The 23,647-nt window shown below is 41.1% G+C and carries 25 protein-coding genes; 20 read left to right on the top strand and 5 right to left on the bottom strand.

Annotated features, from left to right (window positions below; all coding sequences use genetic code 11):
* The first annotated feature begins 13 nt into the window (after positions 1 to 13).
* The 17 genes from mgsA (at position 14) to MKY77_RS13950 (ending at position 16,957) form a co-directional block, all read left to right on the top strand.
* Positions 14 to 433: a methylglyoxal synthase gene (gene mgsA / locus MKY77_RS14030; protein WP_339146481.1), complete on the top strand. Its 420-nt coding sequence runs from the start codon at positions 14 to 16 to the stop codon at positions 431 to 433.
* On the top strand, positions 426 to 1,136 hold the full coding sequence (gene bshB1, locus MKY77_RS14025; protein ID WP_339149822.1) for a bacillithiol biosynthesis deacetylase BshB1: 711 nt from the start codon (positions 426 to 428) through the stop codon (positions 1,134 to 1,136). Before mgsA ends, bshB1 begins: the two co-directional genes overlap by 8 nt.
* Entirely contained in the window at positions 1,137 to 2,276 is a 1,140-nt protein-coding gene (bshA, locus tag MKY77_RS14020) for an N-acetyl-alpha-D-glucosaminyl L-malate synthase BshA (protein ID WP_339146480.1), read from the top strand.
* A 10-nt stretch (positions 2,277 to 2,286) separates the two neighbouring features.
* Positions 2,287 to 3,498 (top strand): CCA tRNA nucleotidyltransferase, encoded by a 1,212-nt coding sequence (locus MKY77_RS14015; RefSeq protein WP_339146479.1) that lies wholly within the window; start codon positions 2,287 to 2,289, stop codon positions 3,496 to 3,498.
* A 2-nt stretch (positions 3,499 to 3,500) separates the two neighbouring features.
* A complete protein-coding gene (locus tag MKY77_RS14010; protein WP_339149821.1) occupies positions 3,501 to 4,454 on the top strand; it encodes a biotin--[acetyl-CoA-carboxylase] ligase in 954 nt (317 codons plus the stop codon).
* 245 nt (positions 4,455 to 4,699) lie between these two features.
* Complete coding sequence (panB, locus tag MKY77_RS14005) at positions 4,700 to 5,530, top strand: 3-methyl-2-oxobutanoate hydroxymethyltransferase (protein ID WP_339146478.1); 831 nt, start codon at positions 4,700 to 4,702, stop codon at positions 5,528 to 5,530.
* 5 nt (positions 5,531 to 5,535) lie between these two features.
* A complete protein-coding gene (gene panC / locus MKY77_RS14000) occupies positions 5,536 to 6,399 on the top strand; it encodes a pantoate--beta-alanine ligase (protein WP_339146477.1) in 864 nt (287 codons plus the stop codon).
* A gap of 3 nt (positions 6,400 to 6,402) precedes the next feature.
* Entirely contained in the window at positions 6,403 to 6,786 is a 384-nt protein-coding gene (gene panD / locus MKY77_RS13995) for an aspartate 1-decarboxylase (protein ID WP_339146476.1), read from the top strand.
* Positions 6,787 to 7,308: 522 nt separating this feature from the next.
* Complete coding sequence (locus MKY77_RS13990) at positions 7,309 to 9,882, top strand: exonuclease domain-containing protein (protein WP_339146475.1); 2,574 nt, start codon at positions 7,309 to 7,311, stop codon at positions 9,880 to 9,882.
* 52 nt (positions 9,883 to 9,934) lie between these two features.
* Entirely contained in the window at positions 9,935 to 10,777 is an 843-nt protein-coding gene (locus MKY77_RS13985; protein WP_339146474.1) for a hypothetical protein, read from the top strand.
* Between the two features lie 214 nt (positions 10,778 to 10,991).
* The gene (locus tag MKY77_RS13980; protein WP_082153472.1) at positions 10,992 to 11,162 is read left to right on the top strand and encodes a YpmA family protein; all 171 of its coding nucleotides are present in this window, start codon (positions 10,992 to 10,994) and stop codon (positions 11,160 to 11,162) included.
* 12 nt (positions 11,163 to 11,174) lie between these two features.
* On the top strand, positions 11,175 to 11,648 hold the full coding sequence (locus MKY77_RS13975; protein ID WP_339146473.1) for a DUF5590 domain-containing protein: 474 nt from the start codon (positions 11,175 to 11,177) through the stop codon (positions 11,646 to 11,648).
* Positions 11,649 to 11,669: 21 nt separating this feature from the next.
* Positions 11,670 to 12,857, top strand: a complete 1,188-nt coding sequence (locus MKY77_RS13970; protein ID WP_339146472.1) for a pyridoxal phosphate-dependent aminotransferase — start codon at positions 11,670 to 11,672, stop codon at positions 12,855 to 12,857.
* Positions 12,858 to 13,217: 360 nt separating this feature from the next.
* Positions 13,218 to 14,510: an asparagine--tRNA ligase gene (gene asnS, locus MKY77_RS13965; RefSeq protein ID WP_339146471.1), complete on the top strand. Its 1,293-nt coding sequence runs from the start codon at positions 13,218 to 13,220 to the stop codon at positions 14,508 to 14,510.
* Between the two features lie 521 nt (positions 14,511 to 15,031).
* The gene (locus MKY77_RS13960) at positions 15,032 to 15,733 is read left to right on the top strand and encodes a DnaD domain-containing protein (RefSeq protein WP_339146470.1); all 702 of its coding nucleotides are present in this window, start codon (positions 15,032 to 15,034) and stop codon (positions 15,731 to 15,733) included.
* Between the two features lie 70 nt (positions 15,734 to 15,803).
* On the top strand, positions 15,804 to 16,457 hold the full coding sequence (gene nth / locus MKY77_RS13955) for an endonuclease III (RefSeq protein WP_339146469.1): 654 nt from the start codon (positions 15,804 to 15,806) through the stop codon (positions 16,455 to 16,457).
* Entirely contained in the window at positions 16,457 to 16,957 is a 501-nt protein-coding gene (locus MKY77_RS13950; RefSeq protein ID WP_339146468.1) for a YpoC family protein, read from the top strand. Before nth ends, MKY77_RS13950 begins: the two co-directional genes overlap by 1 nt.
* A 280-nt stretch (positions 16,958 to 17,237) precedes the next feature.
* On the opposite strand, the gene MKY77_RS13945 is transcribed toward MKY77_RS13950, so the two are convergent.
* Together MKY77_RS13945 and recU are read right to left on the bottom strand one after the other, a co-directional pair.
* Entirely contained in the window at positions 17,238 to 19,922 is a 2,685-nt protein-coding gene (locus tag MKY77_RS13945) for a PBP1A family penicillin-binding protein (protein WP_339146467.1), read from the bottom strand.
* 45 nt (positions 19,923 to 19,967) lie between these two features.
* On the bottom strand, positions 19,968 to 20,564 hold the full coding sequence (recU, locus tag MKY77_RS13940) for a Holliday junction resolvase RecU (protein WP_339146466.1): 597 nt from the start codon (positions 20,562 to 20,564) through the stop codon (positions 19,968 to 19,970).
* A 64-nt stretch (positions 20,565 to 20,628) separates the two neighbouring features.
* On the opposite strand from recU, the gene MKY77_RS13935 reads away from it, so the two are divergent.
* Positions 20,629 to 21,678 (top strand): DUF2515 family protein, encoded by a 1,050-nt coding sequence (locus MKY77_RS13935; protein WP_342515361.1) that lies wholly within the window; start codon positions 20,629 to 20,631, stop codon positions 21,676 to 21,678.
* 276 nt (positions 21,679 to 21,954) lie between these two features.
* Here MKY77_RS13935 and MKY77_RS13930 read toward each other — a convergent pair whose 3' ends face one another.
* Positions 21,955 to 22,062, bottom strand: a complete 108-nt coding sequence (locus tag MKY77_RS13930) for a spore protein (protein ID WP_207556230.1) — start codon at positions 22,060 to 22,062, stop codon at positions 21,955 to 21,957.
* Between the two features lie 191 nt (positions 22,063 to 22,253).
* Here MKY77_RS13930 and MKY77_RS13925 point away from each other — a divergent pair, with 191 nt between their 5' ends.
* The gene (locus MKY77_RS13925; protein WP_339146464.1) at positions 22,254 to 22,511 is read left to right on the top strand and encodes a hypothetical protein; all 258 of its coding nucleotides are present in this window, start codon (positions 22,254 to 22,256) and stop codon (positions 22,509 to 22,511) included.
* A 39-nt stretch (positions 22,512 to 22,550) separates the two neighbouring features.
* The gene (locus MKY77_RS13920) at positions 22,551 to 22,907 is read left to right on the top strand and encodes a YppE family protein (RefSeq protein WP_339146463.1); all 357 of its coding nucleotides are present in this window, start codon (positions 22,551 to 22,553) and stop codon (positions 22,905 to 22,907) included.
* A 51-nt stretch (positions 22,908 to 22,958) separates the two neighbouring features.
* Here the strand turns inward: MKY77_RS13920 and MKY77_RS13915 are convergent, their stop codons facing one another.
* Together MKY77_RS13915 and yppF are read right to left on the bottom strand one after the other, a co-directional pair.
* Entirely contained in the window at positions 22,959 to 23,126 is a 168-nt protein-coding gene (locus tag MKY77_RS13915; protein ID WP_237664521.1) for a hypothetical protein, read from the bottom strand.
* Between the two features lie 299 nt (positions 23,127 to 23,425).
* Positions 23,426 to 23,629 (bottom strand): YppF family protein, encoded by a 204-nt coding sequence (gene yppF, locus MKY77_RS13910; protein ID WP_339146462.1) that lies wholly within the window; start codon positions 23,627 to 23,629, stop codon positions 23,426 to 23,428.
* Between the last annotated feature and the right edge of the window lie 18 nt (positions 23,630 to 23,647).

Here is a 23,647-nt window from a genome sequence, read left to right as displayed (position 1 = left end):
GGGGGAAATGGTCATGAAGGTAGCGTTAATTGCACACGATAAGAAAAAACCGGATATGATTCAATTTGCGACAGCCTATAGAACGGTTCTAGAAAAACATGAGATTTTTGCTACAGGTACGACAGGCTTAAGAATTTCAGAAGCTACTGGACTGTCTGTTCATAGATTCCAATCCGGACCACTTGGAGGCGATCAGGAAATTGGGGCTTTGATTGCCCAGAATAAAATGGATATGGTCATCTTTTTCCGCGACCCATTGACTGCTCAGCCTCACGAGCCAGATGTTACGGCTTTGCTACGACTGTGTGATGTTTATTCCATTCCGCTTGCAACCAATATGGGAACAGCTGAGATATTGATCAATGGGCTTTCAAGGGGAGAGCTTGGTTGGAGAGAAATTGTTCATGGCAAAGAAGCAGAAACCGATGACTGATCAACTGGACATCCTGGCATTTGGGGCCCATCCGGATGATGTGGAGATTGGAATGGCTGGTACCCTTGCAAAATACAAAGAACAGGGCTATAAAACCGGTATCTGTGATTTGACCTATGCGGAAAGGTCATCCAATGGAACCGTTGAGATTAGGCAAAAGGAAGCAAGTGATGCTGCAAGGATTCTTGAGTTGGATGCACGCATTCAGCTTTCCTTGCCGGATAGGGGCCTTTTCATAAAAGAAGAATACATACTTGAGATTGTTTCTGTCATCCGGGAATACAAGCCACGCCTTGTCTTTGCACCATTTTTCGAGGATCGTCATCCTGACCATGGAAATTGTGCCAAGTTGGTGGAGGAAGCTGTATTTTCCTCTGGTATCAAGCGTGTGGAAGATTCTAAGGCGCAAAATGCACATAAACCTGAAAACCTTTATTTTTATCAGATAAATGGGTTACATAAGCCGGAATTCTATATAGATATATCTAGTCAGATCGAGAAAAAGACAAAGGCGCTTGAAGCCTACACAAGCCAGTTTGAGAAAAACCCCGAAGGAGTGGACACACCGTTGACCAACGGGTATGTGGAGGCGGTCATCAGTCGGGAACGTGCATACGGAAAACAGATTGGTTCTATGTATGCAGAAGGATTTTTTGCAAAAGGACCAATTGTCCTTAATTATGATTTATTAGGTGGGATTTAATTGAAATTGAAAATCGGCATTACCTGCTATCCGACGGTGGGCGGATCCGGGGTAATTGCAACCGAATTGGGGAAGCTTTTAGCGGAAAAGGGGCATGAAATACATTTCATCTCATCGAGTATGCCATTTCGACTAAACAAAGTGTATAGTAACATCTATTATCATGAGGTGCAGGTGAACCAGTATTCTGTCTTCCAGTATCCACCATACGATCTGGCATTGGCAAGTAAGATGGCTGAAGTAGCCAAACGGGAAAAACTGGATCTATTACATGTTCACTATGCAATTCCACATGCTGTGTGTGCGTATCTGGCAAAAAAAATGACAGACGATAAATTGAAGATTGTGACGACCCTCCATGGGACAGATATTACGGTACTTGGTTACGATCCATCTCTCAACGACATGATTCGATTTGGTATCGAGGGGTCTGACGTGGTGACAGCGGTATCCGAGTCACTCGTTCAGCAGACATACGATTTACTTCACCCTAAAAAAGCAATTCAAACGGTTTATAATTTTATTGATGAACGGGTGTATTTTAAAAAGGATACACAGGACTTGAAGGAACAATACGGTATTTCAGAAGCTGAGAAGGTCGTCATCCATGTCTCTAATTTCCGTAAGGTGAAGCGTGTACAAGATGTGGTGAAATCCTTCCACCTTATTGAAAAGCAGATTCCATCCAAGTTGCTGCTTGTCGGAGATGGACCTGAAATATCGGTCGTATGTAACCTTGTAAAAGAACTAGGGCTTAAAGATAAAGTGTTGTTTCTTGGAAAGCAAGAGAACCTGGAAGATTTGTACTCCATTAGTGATCTTATGCTTCTTTTATCTGAAAAAGAGAGTTTCGGCCTTGTACTACTCGAGGCGATGGCGTGTGGCGTTCCATCTGTTGGGACAAAGATCGGCGGTATACCGGAAGTAATCGATAACGGAAAAACAGGTTATCTTAGTGATGTGGGAGATGTAGAGGATATTTCCAGAAATGCCATAAAGATATTGGGAGATACCACTTTACATACTAAATTTGCGGGGAATGCCATTTCAAGAGTAAAAGAACACTTCAGCTCACAAAGAATAGTAGAACAGTACGAAGATATGTACAAGCAATTAATCGATAACCCAAGTGAAAGTTGAGGGAGAAACGATGCACAAAGCCTTCCATCAAGGTATTCTAATTATCGAACGTTTAGAAGATAACGGACATGAAGCTTACTTTGTAGGGGGCTCTGTTCGGGATACCTTAATGAATAGAATAATAGGTGACATAGACATTGCAACCTCTGCCACTCCGAAAGAAATTCAGGCTATTTTTCCAAAAACGATAGATGTCGGAGCAGAGCATGGAACCATTATCGTCGTGACATCAGAGCAGGAAAGCTATGAGGTGACGACGTTTCGGACAGATGGAACCTATACCGATAACCGTCATCCTGACACCGTGACATTTGTGAAAAGCTTGGAGGAAGATCTTAAACGCAGGGACTTCACCATGAACGCTATCGCCATGACCAAGAATGGGAAGATACTGGACCCTTTCTATGGGGAAAGTGATATTAAAAAAAGTGTTATTCGGACAGTAGGGAAAGCTACAGAGCGGTTCAAAGAAGATGCCTTACGAATGCTGCGTGCGGTTCGCTTTTCCAGTCAATTGTCCTTTTCCGTTGAAACGGATACGTTACTCGGTATACAAAAAGATCAAGCCCTTTTGGAGATGGTTTCCGTTGAAAGGAAAACGATGGAAATGGAAAAGCTACTAAAGGGACAAGGTGTAAAAAATGCGCTGGAACTTTTGGTGACAACTGGGCTTCATTCATTCCTCCCTCATCTTGAAGAGAAGGGCAATCATTTGCGAGAGATTGCTACATTACCTATATATAAACTTCAAAGCCGTTCAGCTCTATGGACATTGTTGGTCATTGTTTTAGAAGTGGATGAGGTGGGATGTTTCTTAAACAGTTGGAAGCTGCCGAAAAAGGTGACGAAGGCTGTTCAAGAGAATTTGAAGGTGATAGAAGAGGTCAAACTGAGGGGATGGGGAAAGGAAGTCATCTACAGATCAGGTCTTGAGCAATCTTTAGAGGCTCAACAAGTATTGAATGTCCTAGGATGGGATAAACAGGGTATGAGTGTCCATATCCATAAAATATACAACTCCCTGCCAATTCACAGTTTGAAAGATATCGTTTTCGATGGTAATGACCTTATAAATATCGCAGGAGAGAAACGGGGAAAATGGATAGCCATGCTTTATCAGGATTTGGAATTGGCATTGATACATGAGGAAACACAAAATGAAAGAGCGGCTTTGAAGGAGTGGGTTTGTAATTGGCTACAGAAATACGATCAAAACTATTGAAAATGTTTACAGAAATAGAGGGGGACTTCCTATCTGGCCAAAAGATTAGCGAAGAACTCGGCTGTTCAAGGACTGCAGTGTGGAAGCATATAGAAGACTTGAGGCAGGAGGGTTATGAGCTCGAGGCAGTGAGGAGAAAAGGATATCGAATTAAAACGATTCCTGATAAGATCTCCCACAATGAAATCTCATTGGGATTGAAAACGGAAGTTCTCGGGCGGAAGGTCCATTTTGAGGAATCAGTCACTTCCACTCAAAGGATCGCGCATCAACTAGCATATGACGGCGCACCGGAAGGAACCTTAATTGTTGCTGAAGAACAGACCGCCGGCCGGGGAAGGTTGAGCAGGGAATGGTATTCCCCAAAGCACACAGGTGTCTGGATGAGTCTGATCCTCCGTCCCAATCTTCCGCCTGCCAAAGCCCCTCAATTGACACTTTTAACGGCAGTAGCCATTACTCAAGCCATTGAAGAGGTCACAGGTTTACGTCCGGATATAAAATGGCCGAATGACATTTTGATTAACAAAAAGAAAACCGTGGGTATTCTGACGGAAATGCAAGCAGAGGCGGACAAAATAAATTCCGTTATAATCGGAACGGGAATCAATGTAAATCAAGCAATAGAGCACTTCCCGGAAGAACTTCACTCCATTGCCACCTCTCTTTCTATCGAGCTTGGTGAATCTGTAAATCGTGCCGAGCTCATTCAAACGATTTTATTGAAGTTTGAGAATTTATACCATAAGTATTTAGAGCATGGATTTTACCCAATAAAGTTATTATGGGAGTCATATGCCGTCAGTATTGGAAAGAGAATCATTGCCCGTACCATATCAGGCACTTTAGAGGGTAGGGCAATTGGGATTACAGATGATGGAGTTCTGATGCTAGAAGATGACCAAGAAGAGATTCATTATATTCATTCAGCGGATATTCAAATTGGAAGCGATTAATCATAGCATCTTTTCCAAATATATTCTATAATAGTGATGATGGGCAGTATCTAATAGAACTGCACCTGTTGAATTATTGAGTGAAGAAGTAAACCAACCAAATATCTGCCTTGATCCAAAGGACTGGGACAGAGGGATTGAACTGAATTTGTTTAATTATGCTATACAACCATCCTTCTTTCGCATGCGCAAAAGAAGGATTTTTTCGGTTCATTTCCTCTCCTTATCAAAAAGGAGGAAGGAAAATGAAAACTACGTCGGATTTTTTGAAAATGAAAAAGCATGATGAAAAAATCGCCATGTTGACGGCATACGACTACCCATCCGCCAAGCTAGCAGAAGAAGCAGGAGTGGACATGATTCTCGTAGGGGACTCCCTTGGGATGGTTGTCCTTGGATACGAATCCACTGTACCTGTGACAGTCGATGATATGATCCATCATACAAAAGCAGTAAAACGTGGAGCACCTTCCACATTTGTTGTAACAGACATGCCATTTATGTCGTACCATCTTTCTATGGAAAACACCCTTCAAAATGCCAAAAGGATTGTTCAGGAGTCTGGAGCTCATGCCCTTAAAGTGGAAGGTGGGGGAGAGGTCTTCCATGTCATTTCCTCTCTGACAAGTGCAGGGATTCCGGTAGTGGCACATCTTGGTCTTACTCCTCAATCAGTGGGAGTCCTCGGAGGTTATAAAGTCCAAGGGAAAGATGTGGAAAGCGCCAAAAAAATGATACAGGATGCAAGAACTGCTGAAGAAGCAGGTGCCATGGCACTTGTACTTGAATGCGTGCCAAAGCAGCTTGCAAGGGATATTGCCGCACAGCTTTCCATTCCTGTAATCGGAATAGGGGCAGGTGTTGAAGTGGACGGTCAGGTACTGGTGTACCATGACGTGGTCAAATATGGCGTTGACCGTGTTCCAAAGTTTGTACAATCATATGCCGACTCCCAAACGTTGATGAAGGACGGCTTGCGTCAATATGTAGGGGAAGTCAAAGATAAAGCATTTCCTAAGGTGGAACACAGCTTTACTATGAAAGAAGAAACATTGCATCGACTATATGGGGGATAATCAGCGTGGAGATTGTAAAACGAATTAATGACATGCAACATGTCATCAAAATAGAGAAGCAAAAAGGAAAGCGGATAGGGTTTGTTCCCACGATGGGCTTTTTGCATGAAGGACATCAGACCTTGATGAGGAAAGCAAGGGACAATAATGAGATTGTCGTGTTGAGTGTTTTTGTCAATCCGTTGCAGTTCGGACCGAATGAAGACTTTGATGCTTATCCGAGAGATAGAAAACGGGATGAAGAAATTGCGAACAATCTTGGAGTGGACTATCTGTTCTATCCTAGTGTGGATGAAATGTACAAAGAAGAGCGGACAACCATCATCAAAGTGGAGAAGCGTGTTGATGTTCTTTGTGGAAAGCATCGTCCAGGACATTTTGATGGGGTGGCAACCGTCGTCATGAAGCTGTTTCAGATTGTGTCACCGGACAGGGCTTATTTTGGTATGAAAGATGCACAACAAGTGGCAGTAATTGACGGACTGATAAATGATTATCATTTACCAATTGAATTGGTGCGTGTGAATACGGTCAGGGAGGAAGACGGACTGGCGAAAAGCTCGCGAAATGTGTACTTGAGCGATAAAGAAAGAGAGAAGGCTGCATACCTGTATAAAGCGCTCATCCTTGGAAAAGAGAAAGTGGTTGAAGGACAAAAAGATATCCTGAAAGTGAAGAAGGACTTGGAAGATTATATCACCCTTCATACTGGAGCCCAAGTAGAATATGTGGAAGTATACGCCTACCCTACTCTTCACGAGCTAAAAGCGCCAATAGAGGAAAAGAACATCATTATAGCCTTGGCAGTGAAGTTCTCTAAGGCAAGACTAATTGACAATATTGTCTTTTCATATAATAAGGGGGAATAGTAAGTGTTTCGTACTTTAATGAATGCAAAAATACATCGTGCACGAGTAACAGAATCCAACTTGAATTATGTAGGAAGCATTACAATCGACGAAGATATCTTGGATGCAGTTGGCATGGTAGCTAATGAAAAAGTCCACATTGTAAATAACAACAATGGTGCCCGCTTTGAAACCTATATCATTCCAGGTAAAAGAGGTGGTAAAGACTTCTGCCTTAACGGTGCTGCAGCGAGGTTGGTTCAAGAAGGCGATGTCATTATCGTCCTATCATATGCAATGATGGCAGAGGAAAAAGTAAAAGAACATCAACCCAAGGTTGCTGTTATGAATGAATACAACGAAATTGTAGAGATGCTAGGCACAGAGCCGGCTGCTACTATAATGTAGCACTTCTTGATTGAAGAAACCATGTTGACCGTAGTGGAACGGACGAAGACTCTTGCGGGAGGTTGGAATGGAAAATCCCGCAGGCGAAGCGAGGCCACTGAAAAACCATTAACTTATCGTTCTAATGATTTCTAGCAGTTAATTGGAGCAAAAGGTGAAAACTCCCGCTCGGAGGATACCGACAATCTTGAGTCCCCACAGGGCGCAGCCCGAGGAGGCTCTGGGTCGCCCTGCGGAAAGAGTAGCCGTTTGCGGAGATTAACAGCGGTATGTTACAAATCGTAAGAATAAAGTACTTTTTTCAGTGGCCTTTAGGCTTGCCGAGAAGGATTCCGGACCGCCCTTTGGATAAGCGAAGTCCGAGGAACGGAGGTCAACTGTTAGTATTAATTTGTATTCCCCCTTATGAATAGGGGGTTTTTCTATTCCTTCTATGGGAAAAATAAAAATACATATTACTTTCATTGGGTGTCTATGGTACCTTTTATATATGCTTAAACAGATGTAATGAGGTGTAGTTAAATGAAACAGCGATTTGTGGTTCTCGACTTGGAAACGACAGGGAATTCCCCGAAAAAAAATGACAAAATAATACAAGTTGGCGCTGTTTTGATTGAAGAAGGCGAAATAGTGGAGCGTTTTTCGAGCTTTGTAAATCCTGAATGTGCCATTCCTCCATTTATTGAGCAGTTAACGAATATAAAACAGGAAATGGTTGATCGTGCTCCAACCTTCCAGCAGATCGCACCGATGTTGAATGAAATGCTTGAAGGCTCCTCTTTGGTGGCACACAATGTCCCGTTTGATCTTTCTTTCTTACAACATGAACTGAGGTCAAGTGGCTTTCCAGCTTTCTCAGGAAACACCTATGATACAGTGGAACTAGCCAGGATTCTGCTACCAACACAGAAAAGCTATAAATTGACGGACCTATCCATTTATTATCAGCTGGATCATGATAATCCACATAGAGCAGACAGCGATGCGGAAGCCACCGCTATTATTTTCCTAAAGCTATTAGAGAAGATTAATATGCTTCCTTCCATCACAATCAAGCAATTACATACATTTCTACATACCATGAAAAGTGACATCCATCTTTTATTTCAATCACAAGGAGGAACCACTTCAGAAAAATATGTGCTATATGAAAATAAGCTGGTGGTCAAAAAAATCAGGGAATACAGTTTGATGGAAAAAGCCCAATTTAGAAGCGATATTTTGGAACGTTTGACCACTCTTATGCTGCCGTTAGGGAATGATGTGAGTACTCTTCTGGACTCAAGGCAGCATGGATTACTGGAACTCCCTTCTTCAGAAGCAAAGAAAATAAATCATGTATTGGGAGCATTGGTGTTTGCACTCAATAAAAACAAACAGGTTGGCATCTCTTCTGTGAGGTCGGATACAAAACGAATGTTTGAAAAGTTGGTCCCTACCAATACATCAGGCTCTGCGTTCATTACTACTGAAGTAAAAGGGAAGTATTATTATCTTAGCTTACCGAGATTCTCTGCTACCCTGGAAGAGGAAGATGACAATTATGACGCTGTACTAACAAAAGCACAGATATTAGTCTGGTTGACGGAAACTGAAACAGGCGATATGGAGGAGCTTTCTCTGTCTTCAGGCGGAAGGTTGTTATGGGATGAGATAAACTGTACATTCGATAGGAATCAGGAAAAAGAAAAAGATGATTTTTGCTTTTATCGTCGTGCCATAAAGAAAATGGACGGAGCCTATGTTATTTTTACCAACCATCAATTTCTTGCGAAGGAGATTTGGAAGCCTGATGTCTTTAAGCATTTAGATTATTTTCTTGTAGAGGATGCTAATTTCTTTCAACAAAATGTCAGCAGGTTTCTTGGAAAGCAAATAAGCTATCTTGATATATACTTTGCATTAACGAAACTAAAGGAGACACCTATTGTAACGCAAGCAAAAGAAGAGCTCGATGAAGCATTCAGGATGATTAGAAGCTATTGTCTTTCAAGGACAAAGAAAACGAAGCAAAGAGCCATATATAGATTTGATTTATTGAAAGAGAATTCTCCTGGCTGGTTTGCTGTCTTGGAAGCCGCACAGCGTCTCAGCATGAAACTAACAGAGGTACTTCATTCATTGGAAAAGCGTGGGGTAGAAGTGGGGACACATCAAGAGTCCGACCTACTTCCTTTGAAAAAAATGAGGGACACCTTTTATTCGCTCTTATTTGAAAGAAATATCAATGCATTGACATGGTTTGATGTTCTTGCAAAAGGTGCTAAGAATTCAGTCACCATCTATGAACAACCCATCGATATTTCGCAGAGCTTGGCGGAAAAATTCTATCAGAAAAAAAGCAGTATCCTATTCATTTCACAGGCAATGAGTGTGGATGACCGTTTTGACTATATGATTGAAGAACTAGGGTTGACCGACTTCTATCCTAAAACAGTTACTTATAAAGCTAATGGTGATGTTGGGTATCCGGGAGTTTATATTCCTACAGACATGCCTACCATCACAAGGGGAAAGAATGAAATGTTTGTACAAATGGCGGGTATTCAGATAAAAGAGTTACTTGCTGAGAAGGGCGGGAGGATCCTTGTCACATTTTCTTCGCTTGAAATGTTAGCAGCCGTATACCAGGAAATCAAGTCTCTTCCTAATTCCGAGGAAACAGTGGTTGTTAGTCAAAGTAGCATGACCGGTGGCAAACAGAAGATTCTGAAGGCATCCTCTAATTTTGAAAAAGCCATTCTCTTAGTGTCTAACAGCTTTTTAGAAGATGTATCCTTGAATGATGAGCAAATAGACACATTAGTGGTAATACGTTTACCATTTAAAGCGATGGATGAACCGGTGATGGCAGCGAGAATTTCCAATGTGGAAGGTCAAGGGCGAAATTCCTTTACAGATGTTTCCCTGCCAATGGCCGTTTTGAGTTTCAAGAAAATGATAGGGGTGTTTCTAGAAGAAGGGCGTTCAAAGGATATATTTATCTTTGACAGAAGAGTGGTGGATAAACGGTACGGTAGTTCGTTTATAGATGCCATTCCGAATGCCATCGTTAAAAAAGATTCTTTTTTTTCCATATTGAATAGTATTAATTAGTTCCTTTTTAGTTAGGTTAATACAGTATAAACATAACTAAGAAGCGGAATGGATGAATTTAATGTGGAATTTGATGACCATTTGTATTTTGCTGTTCAATTGGGGGATATTTCAGCCCGAACTTCCACATGATGTGGAAAAGATCAACTTGAATTTATCCAAAGATGAAATAGCCTTCACATTTTTTGACCTGTCACAGGGGGAAAGTACATTGATACAATCAAGTACAGGAGATAATATCCTCCTAAATACCGGCGGACCGGAAGCAGGGGAAGAGCTATTATATTACCTTGATATATATGGTGTGGATGAACTGAAAACCGTTATCGTCACAAGTGAAACAGATGAGTATATCGGTAATCTTCAAAGTGTTGTGAAAAATGTACAAGTTCACAATATCGTGCTACCCGATGCTTCCATGGATTCTCCATTACAAATGAAGAATGTGACATGGGCAGAGGGGGATATGACACAACTATTCGAGGGTCTAAATTGTGAATTATTAAGCAAGGGTAATAAAGATGATCATTTTACCATGGATATCTTGCTGGAATATAAGGGCACAAATATTCTCTACATGACAAGCGCAATGGAAAAAGTGGAAAATAAACTAATGGAAAAGAAAGATTTGAGTGTGGTGAACATTCTCAAGGTGGGGGACTTTGGAAACCCTTCTGGTACAACGGAAGCTTTTCTAGAGGAATGTGACCCACAAGTGGCCATTGTATTTTATAAGGACGACCAAAAAGGTATTACAGACGTGTTGGAGCGTCTTCACGAGACGTGGATGGATATTTATCAGACGCGGCAGGTGGGTAATATTTCTGTGAAGGCAAAAGATCATGATTACCAGGTGTTTACGATCACACTTGATGCATATAGATCCATGTCCTAAAAAAGGGTGAATCTTCCTTTTAGAAAGATTCACCACTCAAGCTGGTGTGGGATAGGAGTAAAATTTTATACATTCATGTACATCAATGTACTAAACTGAATAGAAACTGTTATAATGTGTTTGAACACTATAGGTGATTCAGTACTTATATTCTAACCGACTCTAAGGGTGAGTATGAGTAACAAAAATTGTTTGGACGCAGGAGGATTTTGGGATGGAAAGCAAAATCGAAATATTATCAACCGTAACAGTGGAGAATTCATCCGATTTGTACAAGATTGTGGATACATTGAACAGAACGTTAAAAAGAGAAAATCTAATGTTTGGTCTTGCACTTGATCAGGAGAACCAGGAAAAAGCAGTTTTTACAATATATCGTACATAAAGAAGTGATGAAATGAAAAAGTGGATTATCTTCAGCATTGTCATGATTGCCATTATTATTTTGTGGCAAGTCATTAGTATATACCTAACAGCTATGTCTCCTGTTAAGGAGGAGATGGAGCGTGCAACAGAAATTGCAAAGCAGGAAGCAAGTCTGAATACCGTGGAAGAAGTTACAACATACAATGGAACTCATTCTTACATCATCGTGCAAGGTACCAATGAGGAAAAGGAAGAGATGGTTGCATGGGTGAATGAGGAAAATGAAATTGTCCATTTAGCGAAGGCGCAGGACGGCATCCCTCATCAAGAAGTGCTCAATTACCTTCAAACAGACAGGGAACCAAAAGAAATCATTTCCGTTATGTTGGCAATGGAAAAGAATACGCCACTGTGGGAAATCAAGTTCAAAGATAATAATGATCAATATAATCTTCATTACATCAAATATGAAAATGGAGAATACTTTCAACGAATAATCTTTTAATGGTAGTGGGAGGAAGTACAGATGAAATTAGCCAAGCGAGTATCAACACTAACACCATCAACGACATTGGAAATCACGGCAAAAGCGAAGGAATTGAAGGATGCAGGTCATGATGTAATTGGACTTGGTGCAGGGGAGCCGGACTTTAATACACCTGCTCATATTTTGGAAGCCGCCAAAGAAGCGATGGATAAAGGATTTACAAAATACACACCTTCTGGTGGATTACCGGCTTTGAAAAAGGAAATAATCAGCAAACTTGAGCGTGATCAGGAGCTAACTTATAAGCCTTCCGAGGTAATCGTATGTATCGGTGCTAAACATGCTCTTTATACGTTGTTCCAGGTTATCCTTGATGAGGGGGACGAAGTAATCATCCCTACTCCATATTGGGTCAGCTATCCCGAGCAGGTGAAATTGGCTGAAGGTGTCCCTGTATATGTAGAAGGTAAGGAAGAGAATAAATTTAAAATTACAGCTGAACAACTAAAGGCAACGATCACGGACAAGACAAAAGCGGTAATATTGAACTCCCCAAGCAATCCCACAGGAATGGTTTACAGTAAAGAAGAACTTGAGGAGTTAGGGAAAGTATGCCTAGAGCATGACATCTTGATCGTTTCTGATGAGATTTATGAAAAGCTTCTATATGACGGAAACAAGCATGTCTCCATTGCCCAACTGTCTCCAGAACTCAAAAATCAAACAATCATAATCAATGGGGTGTCCAAATCACACTCCATGACAGGATGGAGAATCGGATATGCAGTCGGTAACCAGACCATTATCAGTGCGATGACGAACCTGGCAAGCCACAGCACATCGAACCCTACCTCCATTTCACAGTATGCAACGATTGCTGCGTATCAAGGGCCACAGGATGATGTAGAAGTGATGAGAACAGCATTTGAAGAACGGCTGAATATCATATTTGATAAGCTGAATCAGATTCCTGGCTTCCATTGCCTTAAGCCTCAAGGAGCCTTCTATCTTTTCCCAAAAGCGATAGAAGCGGCTAAAATGGCAGGTTTTGACGATGTCGACAGCTTTGTAAAAGCATTACTGGAAGAGGAAAAAGTGGCGCTTGTTCCAGGCTCCGGCTTTGGAGCGGATGACTATGTCCGACTATCTTATGCCACAAGCCTCGACTTACTCGAAAGTGCCGTGGAACGAATCGCAAACTACATGGCAAAAGTAAAGGCTACATAACAAAGCCTTTAAGTTGATCGCAGTGGAAGGCGCGCAGATCCTCGAAAATGCTAACGCATTTTCTTCGTCCGATGAATCGCTTTCGGAGCCTTCCTTGTCCTGTGGGAGGAAGGGACTGGAAGCCCCGCAACGAAGTAAGGAGGCTTTCGGACCACCCGTGTAAAGCGAAGCGCCTGGATCGGAAATTAACGGTTATTTGCAAATCTTATCTTCTAGAGGTGTCGGAAGGCTAAGTAACATTACTTAGCCTTTCTCTGTTTAGAAAGTGTTTGCTTACGATATTACAGGCTTGTATAATAGAGGATATGTACATAAATGTGTAAATATATTAGCTAGAACAATGTTGGAGGGAACAAAGAAGTGAAAACAACGATAGCAGAAGTACATAAACATGTTGGAGAAGAAGTAACCATCGGTGCTTGGATTGCCAACAAACGATCAAGCGGAAAGATCGCTTTCTTACAACTAAGGGACGGTTCAGGCTTCATTCAAGGAGTAGTTGTGAAAGCGGAAGTGGACGAGTCTGTATTCCAAGCAGCTAAAACTGTTACTCAAGAAACATCCGTATATGTTACAGGTGTTGTGCGAGAAGATGAAAGGTCTCCATTTGGATACGAATTAGGAGTTACAGGAGTGGAAGTCATCCATGAAGCGGTGGATTATCCTATCACTCCTAAAAATCACGGTACAGAATTCCTTATGGATAACCGTCATTTATGGTTACGCTCCAAAAAGCAGCATGCCATCATGAAAATCAGAAATGAAGTAATTCGTGCAACTTACGAATTCTTTAACGATAATGGATTCTCCAAAGTGGATCCGCCAATCCTGACCGGAAGTGCGCCAGAAGGGACTTCCGAACTTTTTGCGACCAAGTACTTTGATGAGGATGCCTACCTTTCACAAAGTGGACAACTTTACATGGAAGCGGCAGCGATGGCACTAGGGAAAGTATTTTCCTTTGGTCCGACATTCCGTGCGGAAAAATCCAAAACCAGACGCCACTTAATCGAATTCTGGATGATCGAACCGGAAATGGCGTTCTACGAATTCGATGACAACCTTGTTGTACAGGAACAATATGTCTCATACATTGTTCAGTCGGTGGTAAAGAACTGCAAATTGGAACTCGGAGTTTTGGACAGAGATGTATCAAAGCTTGAAAAGATCCAAGCTCCATTCCCGAGAATCTCGTATGACGATGCCATTAAATTCTTGAATGAGAAGGGCTTTGACGATATTAAATGGGGCGACGATTTTGGTGCTCCTCATGAAACAGCGATTGCAGAGAGCTATGATATGCCTGTATTCATCACGCACTATCCTGTAGGAATTAAACCTTTCTACATGCAACCACATCCAGAGCGAGATGACGTGGTATTGTGTGCAGACTTGATTGCACCAGAAGGCTATGGCGAAATTATCGGTGGATCTGAACGTATCCATGATTATGAACTATTGAAACAGCGATTAAAAGAGCACAACTTAGAATCTGATGCTTATAAATGGTACTTGGAACTTCGTCAATACGGTTCCGTGCCTCACTCAGGCTTCGGACTTGGCTTGGAACGTACTGTCGCATGGATCAGTGGAACAGAGCATGTACGTGAAGCTATTCCATTCCCAAGGTTGCTTAACCGCTTGTATCCGTAATATTATTTTTGATTATGATGGGTCACCCGTTTTTGCGGGTGCCTGTTTTTGTTGTTGGGGTATTGTATGAGGTGGCAAAATTGTATCCTCAGCTGCTGAGGTGGTTTTTGGTGTTCGCTGGGTAAAAATAATGAATTTTTATAAGGAAATGCCTGTTTTTTATGATGAAAATATTGTTCGGACATTTTTCTTCTTCCTTCGGACAAAAAAATGCTGTAATTAGCTTAGGTTTGGACAAATGGCAGAACTGTTAGGACAACTTTTACTAGGCCTTGGGACATTGATTTTTTCGGTTCGGACAAGTTTTCCAAAACTTCGGACAAAAATGCAAAATCTTTGGACAACTTCAAGAAAACTTCGGACAAGAATAGAAATTCTTCGGACATTTGAGCTAACCAGGTTGTTTTGATTTACCAATCATTAACCTCCTCCACCAAAAGCTTTTTTTAATTCGCTTTGAAAAATATTCCCCTATGAAGATGTCCTATAAATTTGTTATACTTATCGGAGAGGTGTCTCAAATGAAAAAAGAGCAATTTATTGAATTTATGGAAGAAGGGAACCTTACCGTCCCTAAATATTTATTAAATAATTATGTCAAACTTGGGCTAAATGAAAAAGAATTTTTACTTCTCCTACATGTACATTCTTTTGTGGAAAGCGGAATAATTTTTCCAACCCCAATGGAAATCGCAGATAAGATGACGATAGACCCTACTGAGTGTATGGAAATACTGCGTCATCTACTCCAAAAAGGGTATGTATCCATCAGTGATGAAATGGATGAATACTCCATCAAATACGAACGCTATTCTCTCCAACCCCTCTGGGAAAAAATGATTCACTTTATGATGGACCAGAACAAGCAAGCCGCTCAACAGTCGTACCATGAGCATGAAATAAACTTGTATACGGTGTTTGAGCAGGAATTTGGAAGACCTTTGTCTCCCTTTGAATGTGAATCATTAAATATGTGGATGGACCAAGATCACCATGATCCAACTATTATAAAAGCTGCGCTTAGAGAAGCGGTAATATCAGGGAAATTGAATTTCCGCTATATTGATCGTATTTTATTCGAATGGAAAAAGAACGGAATAAAAACAATCAACCAAGCAAATGAGTATGGCAAAAAGTTTCGTAAGACTCAGCACAAGCCTACTTCTGTTCCACCAAATAAGTCGAGCAACAACACGGTTCCATTTTATAACTGGCTTGATTAACAACAGGGGACACGTAATGAAAGAATTGCGTGTTCCTTTTTCAATCAATAGGGAAAGGTAGGACCTACAGATGTTAAACCTGAAACAAATAAAAGAGGTAGTAGAGGTCATGGGTGAAATGTTTCCAGATGCCCATTGTGAACTAAATCATAAGAATCCATTTGAGCTGGTTATTGCTGTAGCACTTTCAGCCCAATGTACAGATGCACTCGTCAACAAAGTGACAAAAAACTTGTTTGAAAAATATCAAAAACCTGAGGACTATCTTGCTGTCTCGTTGGAAGAGTTGCAACAGGACATCCGTTCCATCGGTCTTTTCAGAAACAAAGCCAAGAACATTCGCAGTCTATGTCATATGTTACTTGAAGACTATGGAGGGGAAGTGCCTAGAGAGCGGGATGAACTCGTTAAATTACCTGGAGTAGGAAGAAAAACGGCTAATGTAGTGGTATCCGTAGCCTTCGGTGTACCGGCTATCGCAGTGGATACCCATGTTGAAAGAGTTAGCAAACGACTGGGGATCTGCAAATGGAAAGATAGTGTGTTGGAAGTGGAAAGAACACTGATGAGAAAAATTCCAATGGAAGAATGGTCCGCTACTCATCACCGCCTTATCTTCTTTGGTCGTTATCATTGTAAAGCCCAAAATCCTCAGTGTGATAGTTGTCCATTACTGGAGATGTGTAGAGAAGGAAAGAAGAGAATGAAAAAGAAGGTGGGTTAATGAAGATTCCTGAGGCGTTTGTCCATCCTTACTTTTATACCAAACAGGACTCCATCCCTATCACTCCATTTGATTTGGAGGCTATCATCAACGTCCCTTTTAAATATGATATTGCCTACTACCTTGGGGCTGCCCCACATGGTCTACCTTGGGAGAATACAAGTGATAGTATTCCCCTAATCCTAATGAGCTGGAAAGCAAAGGAGAACATCCTCAACAGCCTGCATGAAAAAAGGGATCGGAAAGCAGCGAAGAATCAGATGATACCTGCCATAGCATGGTATCTCCAAATGCAGTTTTGGATCAATGGACAGCCTGTCAGAAGTATAAATGATTGGAAAAGAGACGTTCAGTTGTTAAAGTGGAAGCCAGTGAATGTAGAGGAGAGGCTTGACTTTATCATAAAAAAACCGGAGTTGTTTCATGCCTACATTCAATTACAACAACTTTTTACAGAATGCACCAAGCTCTTTTATAAAAGCAAAGCGTTACAAAAATAAACTGAGAGGCTACCATGTATTTGGTAGCCTCTCAGACTGTTGACAAACTATAAACTAGTTAGGTTATCTGTTGGAAGAGTTGATCTTCGTTGCAGGAGTTACGCTTTCCGCGGGCAGTCCGGAAGCCTCCTCGGGCTACGCCCTGCGGGGTCTTCCATGTCCTTTCCTCCTGCAGGAGTCTTCGCTCCTTCCACTGCGATCAACTAGAGAATTTCATTATTTTAAGCTTTGTCTACACACTGAGAGGCTACCATGTATTTGGTAGCCTCTTACTTTTGTATTAGTCGTTGTCGTCAGAGTCATTATTATTGCCACGACCCTGTCCATTACGGTTGGTGTTGCTCTGTGTATTGGTACCGTCTGTTTCCTCACCGTCACCAGGAGGTTCTTCGCCATCCCCAGGAGGTTCCTCGCCGTCGCCGGGTGGCCCTTCGCCATCTCCAGGAGGCTCTTCACCGTCACCAGGAGGCTCTTCGCCATCCCCAGGAGGCTCTTCACCGTCACCAGGAGGAGTTGGAATTTCTGGGATGATGCTTTCATCTTCATCCTCTTCCTCTACAGCTTCAGGAATGGTAATGGTTTGAGAAGCTGCGTCACTTCTGTTTTCATTGTTTTCATCCTGTACGGCAATCAGTTCGAATGTGAATGTTGCCCCAGGGTCTGGTGATTCTACAACTAATCCAAGATCTTTCGTTTCCGTCAATGGTTGAGGGGAGCCTTCATTAACAGCTACGTTAATGACGAAGGTTACACCCTCGATGCGGTCTTCTGGATACTGCCAGTTTAGATTGATGACATTTGCTTCTTCATCATACTGAGCTGTAAAGCCAGTAGGGGTAGGAAGCTTGTCATATTCTTTTGAGACCTGAGTAGGTTCTGTTCCCTTAACAAAGTATTCGTTCGTAATCTGATCTGAAGGAGTAAACTCGCTCGCTTTTAATGGGGGATTCGAGCCCTTCTCGATTGGGACACGCACGACACTGTTAGGAACAGGGAAGTCAGCTTTATCCTCACTTGTAGTGGAAATTCTCTCCATCAATTGCTTGAAGATGATCCGTGACAAGTACTGATCTTGATTCACACCATCAATAGGGCGCAAATAATTGTCTTCGCCTGTTCTTCTGAAACCGGTCCAAACTGCAGCAGTATAGCTTGGAGTGTAACCTGCAAACCATGTACTAGGGACACCGCCGTTTGGAATACCAAATTCATTGATAGTATCCTTTGAAAAGTTGGTCGTACCTGATTTACCGGCAATATTTAATCCAGGTACGTTTGCAGCGGTAGCTAAGCCGCTTCTGACAGATGTTTTCAGCATATCTGTAATCATAAACGCTGTAGAGTCTTTCATGACAACTTCTGATTCTTTATTTAAATTGACACTTGTACCGTCTTGGAAGACAACTTTGGTTACAGCAAAAGGTTCCGTGTAAACCCCGCCACTACCGAATGAGCTGTAAGCTCCAGCCATTTGAAGAGGCGACACACCATTTGTGAATCCACCGATCGCATAAGCTTCGTTGATTTCTTCCTCTAGGGGGATCCCTAATTTAACGGCGAAATCACGAGCGCGGTCAAGGCCAACTTCTTGCAGGGCTTTTAGTGCAGGGATATTTCGGGAGTCCGCTAAATGCTGTCTCATGCTTAGATAGCCTTTATGTTTGTTGTCCCAGTTGTTCAGCTCGGTACCAGATGAGTACTTGTATGGTTCATCATTGATCTGATGATAGGTGGACCAATCCAAATATTCGATAGCAGGTGCATAATCCAGTATCGGCTTGATTGCGGATGCAGGCTGGACTTTGATGTCTGTGGCATAGTTTGTCCCTGTCTTCATATGATTGCGTCCGCCACCAATTGCACGAATCTCACCGCTTTGTGTGTCTATCAGAGCGATGCCAGCTTGATAGTCCTCATTATCTAGGTGTGGAATACCACTTTCATCTGACAGAATATATTCCACTTCTTCTTGTGCATCTACATCTAGGGTAGTATAAATTTCCAATCCATCCGCCTGAGGGTCGACATCGCCTAATTGATCCGAGATCTCTTCAATGACCCGATCAATAAAAGCGTTGTATTTGTTGGAGTAGTTCGTTTTTTCTACATCGTCGGTGAGCGTGGCATCAACAGGTGTTGCTCTTGCTTCATCGGCTTCTTCCTGTGTAATCTTGCCATGTTTCACCATCAGGCTTAAGACGATATTACGTCGCTTTTCGGCATTTTCAGGATTTGTTACAGGGTTATAGCTGTTTGGACTCTGAGGAAGTCCTGCAAGCATGGCAGCTTCATGTAACTCAAGTTCGTCCAAAGTTTTGCCATAATAATTATTTGCAGCATTGGAAATTCCATAAGCATAGTTAGAAAAATAGATACGGTTTAAGTACATCTCTAATATTTCGTCTTTAGTAAAACGAGATTCCAATTGATAAGCTAGGTAAAATTCCTGTGCTTTACGTTTTAGGGTTTTATCCGTGGAAAGGAAAGATAGTTTTACAAGCTGTTGAGTGATGGTACTACCACCCTCGGAACCGAATCCTCTTGTCACGTTGGCCAATACAGCCCCCGCGAGTCGTCGGTAGTCCACTCCGTTATGCTCATAAAATCGGACATCCTCTGTTGCAAGGAAAGCATCTTTCACAAGATCTGGTATATCATCTGAATCTACATATTCCCTTGCTTCATGGCCACCAATCTCTGCCGCTAACTCCCCATCCATTCCATAAACTTTTGATGGAACAGGAACCTTAAGTAACGTTTCATCTAAAGGTGGGGTACTTTGCACATAATAAGCGAATGTTCCTATACCGGTTAATAAGCCAACAAGTCCAATAATAAGTGCGGATAAAAATATCTTTTTGAAAAGCCCTTTTTTGGAACCTTTCTTCTTTGTTCCGTTCTTGGCATTTCTCTCTTCTTCCATTGCTTTTCTTCTTTGTTCTCTTGATTGATACTTTTCAGTCATGTTTCAGACCTGCCTTTCTTTACTCTAACAGATATTCCAGGGCTTTTAATAATACATGTCAATAATTTTAATGTAATCGATTCTAGGCTGGTAGCCTTGTGGAATCAAGTATCCATCACGTTCCACTTCAAGTTTTGTAATAGATTTTCTTTCCCCGGATTCTTTCCTTTCCCAATAATGAAATAGTTTCTCAGCTGGTAGCAGATACACTTCATTAAAAATACTGAACATTAATATGACGAAACAGATTCCATTTTGTTTCACAACCTGCCGCATATGTTGAATTTGATGTTCATGAAAGTTTTGAAGGGGGAAGGAGGTCTTGTTCTTTGTCTCCTTCGCTTCAAAATCGATATACCTTCCTTTATATACCCCATTGAAGTCTGTAGTCGATGCCTGTTTGAAATAGGCTTCTTTAATCACGGCAGCACTTCTTTTTGGGTAATGAACATCCACTATTTGAATTGGCGTAGGTTTTTTATGGACAACTGCTATTCCTTGATGAAGATAATACAAATTGGAATTGTGAAGATCATCCTCTAAACTCATTCCGCGATTGCCATACAAAGTAGGACCAGTTTTTTTAGAAGGTACATTGCTATTAGCCTGAAAAACCTTACCGTTAGGGTATCGGATATTCATAAATTTCCCCCTCTAGACTAAAACTAATCTTATATTAGAAAAAAACGTCATCTTTTCGTAATCTTTGTCACTTATTGTTGATGAAAGGAAGTCAATAGCATTGAAGCATGTTTCTTTATATTCGCAGATAAATGAAAGAAGGGAGGAGGATAAGCACTCCTTTCAAGAAAATAAGTTTATCACTACTATTAAAAAAAATACAGCAAAATACAATCTCGATAATATCTCCCGTACTAAAGCATATGCCGCCTATTTTAATAGAAATCCCGAGATCAAATGGGCCTTTTTGGCGAGCATGGTATCCCGAAATGCCGGATGGAATATGACGGATCTTCAAGGAAGATGGTTTTCTCTTGCATTGGACTGGCAAAAACGTTTCCCCATATTTCTTACGTACGAGATGGCCAATTGGCTAATCTTTAATGATGCTTATCCACAATTATTACTATATGAATTATCCCTTCATTATAACAGACCGTTTTTTCATTTATTGAAAGAATTTAATGTATCTTGCTTTATGGAAGCAGAATGGCAATGTTTTTGGGAAGAAGGAGATAAGGAAAGATTGATGACATCCTTGATCATCAATGAACAAAATTTGATACAAGAACCAGTTTTACAAAATAAAAAAATAAAAAGAAAAGTATTTGGTACAAGTGTATATGCTTTCCAGGACATGGGACATTTCAGTTGTGTCATCTTTCCGACACTTGAGGGCAGGTTATATGGTTACTCTGTCCATGGTTTTCAAAAACTTGATAATAGAATTGAGCTTGGAAAGAAATTGGCTGCATTGTTGTTTTTCGATGAACTCAAAGATTCCTTTTATAACTTTTCCCTGCAAACCGAACATACCGGATCTCGTTATGATTATGAACAATATTTACATGGTAATTCTTATAGAGAGACACCTTTTCTTAGGGGGGTATACCCCGTCATCCCACATGAAAAAGTAAAAACGCAGAATGATTGGGTTTTTGGACAGGCCAAGCATATTTCGAAATGGAGAAAACCAATATCCCCAGTAATAAACGGAAAAATGGACATTACCAAATGGTTTATCCATAAACAACATCAGATGCACAGCCTAATTGCATTAAAAAGCTGGCTATAAAAAACAGCTCCCGTTAGAGGAGCTGTTTAGACTGTTGACAAACTATAAACTAGTTAGGTTATCTGTTGGAAGAGTTGATCTCCGTTGCAGGAGCTTCGCTTTCCGCGGGCAGTCCGGAAGCCTCCTCGGGCTACGCCCTGCGGGGTCTTCCATGTCCTTTCCTCCCGCAGGAGTCTTCGCTCCTTCCACTGCGATCAACTGAGAATTTCATTATTTTAAGCTTTGTCTACACACTGAACAGCTCCCGTTAGAGGAGCTGTTTTCATGTTTCGTACATCATGTCGAAGGGCGGTTTGGCCCTTTTAGTTTTTTGTCTTCTTGCCCAGGTGCGCTTTCCACTTGGTTTTTACGTTGTTGTTGCTGATTTTTCTGTTGTTTGGACATGGTAAAAACTCCTCCTTGCATTATCATTCATAAGTATTTTTCACTATTTGGCGTGGATTCATGCGAAAAATGGAAGGGGATTTGCAAATAAACACTTTCTTTGACGAATTGCTTCTAGTTTTGTCACACAGGAAGGTAGAGTGATTGAAACGGAGAAATTATATACTAACAAAGTATGGAGGGGATTTCGTATGTCCAGTGTATTGGTTTCTAGAAGTGAGATTACGGACTTGTTCCATGAAATGATGCTTCAAATGGATGTATTGGAAGAGACGATGTCAAGTTCACTTAAAATAGAGCGGGAAGAAATGGAAGAGGTAATGAAACATCAGATTAATCGCCTGCACGTGACATTGGATGAAGTGGAAAAAGTGATGGCAGAACATCGTATGTCAAAGTTGCCGGCCCCAAAAGCAATCAACTTTAACCAGAACGCTTACTCTGTATAAGAAGATATGGTAATATGTATTGCTAGAGGTGAAGGTATAATGTCTGGCAATCAAAAGAGTGTTCATAAACAATCTGCTCAAATTTTGGGTTATTTGGACAGGGTGGAAGAAATATTTCATTTAACTAGAGAAAAGAATGAAGATCCCGATTTTTTTCTTACGGTAAAGCCCTTTGCTGATGAAGTTTATGCAACGGTACAGCAGTGGGAAAAAACGGTTAAAGAGTGGATTTTGACAGAAAAGCCGAAGAACATCCATACCCAGCAGATAGACAGTACTTTAGAAAACATAAACATGGTGTCTGTACAGTGTTTCTATCCTGATACGCGCGAAAAACGGTTTAAGGGCATGCTACAATCCATTAGATATGTATTGAATGATACCCTATCAAAATAAAATGATGGTGAAGCCTGACCAAGAAATAGGTCAGGCTTCTTTTTTTATTACTTATGAGCGATCCTTTTCTGCTTTATTGCTTACTGGTCGGTCCTCAGCAGTTGCGACAGGCTCAATTGCATATTCTACCTTTTCGAAGACCTTCTTCTCGGCAGGCATTGCACCTATTGTTGGTTCATGCCCTTTTTTCTTATGATTAAAGCTTTTTCCACGACTCATTTTTTTCCCTCCTTTACTTGACTTAGCTTTCCACGCAAATTAATTTCTCATTACTCATAGGATAGAAAATAAAAGGCTGTTTTTGTATACTTTATTGTTTTTTCGTATCTTCATTCGTTATATTTCTTAATGTCGTGCTCTTTTCCCTGTTGCGCTAAGAATACAACTTGCAAATTCAAGAGTATGTAAGAAGCAAAAAGTCCAATTTACCGACTTTTTGAATGTGAATTGCAACAATCTTTAAGAATAGAGCCAAATAAAAAGAGACCTTAAAAGGTCTCAAAGTAATATTCACAGTATTAAGTTAGTTCTAAAAAATCTTCAAATGTATTAGGTGGAACAGCACCTTTCGCTTCTAATTCACGGATCAGATTACGAAAATGACCTATTGTCAGGTCTCCGCGAAGATAAAGCTTTCTGGCAAAATCCATTAACTCGTTGTGTTCGATCGGTTCATAGTTTTTACAGGCGACAAATTTATGTCGCAACTCTTCTAGTACCATGCAAATCCCCCCACTCTT

It is taken from the genome of Sutcliffiella sp. FSL R7-0096 (assembly GCF_038595065.1).
GTDB lineage: Bacteria > Bacillota > Bacilli > Bacillales > Bacillaceae_I > Sutcliffiella_A.
The sequence above is the reverse complement of the archived record's forward strand: the minus strand, read 5'-3'. Positions and strand labels throughout refer to the sequence as shown.

Bases quoted from the DNA above. Each gene is read 5' to 3' on its own strand.
- MKY77_RS13950 (WP_339146468.1), top strand. From the start codon at position 16,457: ATGAAGATTCCTGAGGCGTTTGTCCATCCTTACTTTTATACCAAACAG.
- MKY77_RS13930 (WP_207556230.1), bottom strand. From the start codon at position 22,062: ATGTCCAAACAACAGAAAAATCAGCAACAACAACGTAAAAACCAAGTG.
- MKY77_RS13970 (WP_339146472.1), top strand. From the start codon at position 11,670: ATGAAATTAGCCAAGCGAGTATCAACACTAACACCATCAACGACATTG.
- MKY77_RS13915 (WP_237664521.1), bottom strand. From the start codon at position 23,126: ATGAGTCGTGGAAAAAGCTTTAATCATAAGAAAAAAGGGCATGAACCA.
- MKY77_RS13960 (WP_339146470.1), top strand. From the start codon at position 15,032: ATGAAAAAAGAGCAATTTATTGAATTTATGGAAGAAGGGAACCTTACC.
- nth (WP_339146469.1), top strand. From the start codon at position 15,804: ATGTTAAACCTGAAACAAATAAAAGAGGTAGTAGAGGTCATGGGTGAA.
- panB (WP_339146478.1), top strand. From the start codon at position 4,700: ATGAAAACTACGTCGGATTTTTTGAAAATGAAAAAGCATGATGAAAAA.
- MKY77_RS13985 (WP_339146474.1), top strand. From the start codon at position 9,935: ATGAATTTAATGTGGAATTTGATGACCATTTGTATTTTGCTGTTCAAT.
- mgsA (WP_339146481.1), top strand. From the start codon at position 14: ATGAAGGTAGCGTTAATTGCACACGATAAGAAAAAACCGGATATGATT.
- MKY77_RS13975 (WP_339146473.1), top strand. From the start codon at position 11,175: ATGAAAAAGTGGATTATCTTCAGCATTGTCATGATTGCCATTATTATT.
- MKY77_RS13920 (WP_339146463.1), top strand. From the start codon at position 22,551: ATGTCTGGCAATCAAAAGAGTGTTCATAAACAATCTGCTCAAATTTTG.
- MKY77_RS13990 (WP_339146475.1), top strand. From the start codon at position 7,309: ATGAAACAGCGATTTGTGGTTCTCGACTTGGAAACGACAGGGAATTCC.
- MKY77_RS14015 (WP_339146479.1), top strand. From the start codon at position 2,287: ATGCACAAAGCCTTCCATCAAGGTATTCTAATTATCGAACGTTTAGAA.
- MKY77_RS13925 (WP_339146464.1), top strand. From the start codon at position 22,254: ATGTCCAGTGTATTGGTTTCTAGAAGTGAGATTACGGACTTGTTCCAT.
- MKY77_RS13980 (WP_082153472.1), top strand. From the start codon at position 10,992: ATGGAAAGCAAAATCGAAATATTATCAACCGTAACAGTGGAGAATTCA.
- yppF (WP_339146462.1), bottom strand. From the start codon at position 23,629: ATGGTACTAGAAGAGTTGCGACATAAATTTGTCGCCTGTAAAAACTAT.
- bshB1 (WP_339149822.1), top strand. From the start codon at position 426: ATGACTGATCAACTGGACATCCTGGCATTTGGGGCCCATCCGGATGAT.
- recU (WP_339146466.1), bottom strand. From the start codon at position 20,564: ATGAATATCCGATACCCTAACGGTAAGGTTTTTCAGGCTAATAGCAAT.
- MKY77_RS14010 (WP_339149821.1), top strand. From the start codon at position 3,501: ATGTTTACAGAAATAGAGGGGGACTTCCTATCTGGCCAAAAGATTAGC.
- MKY77_RS13945 (WP_339146467.1), bottom strand. From the start codon at position 19,922: ATGACTGAAAAGTATCAATCAAGAGAACAAAGAAGAAAAGCAATGGAA.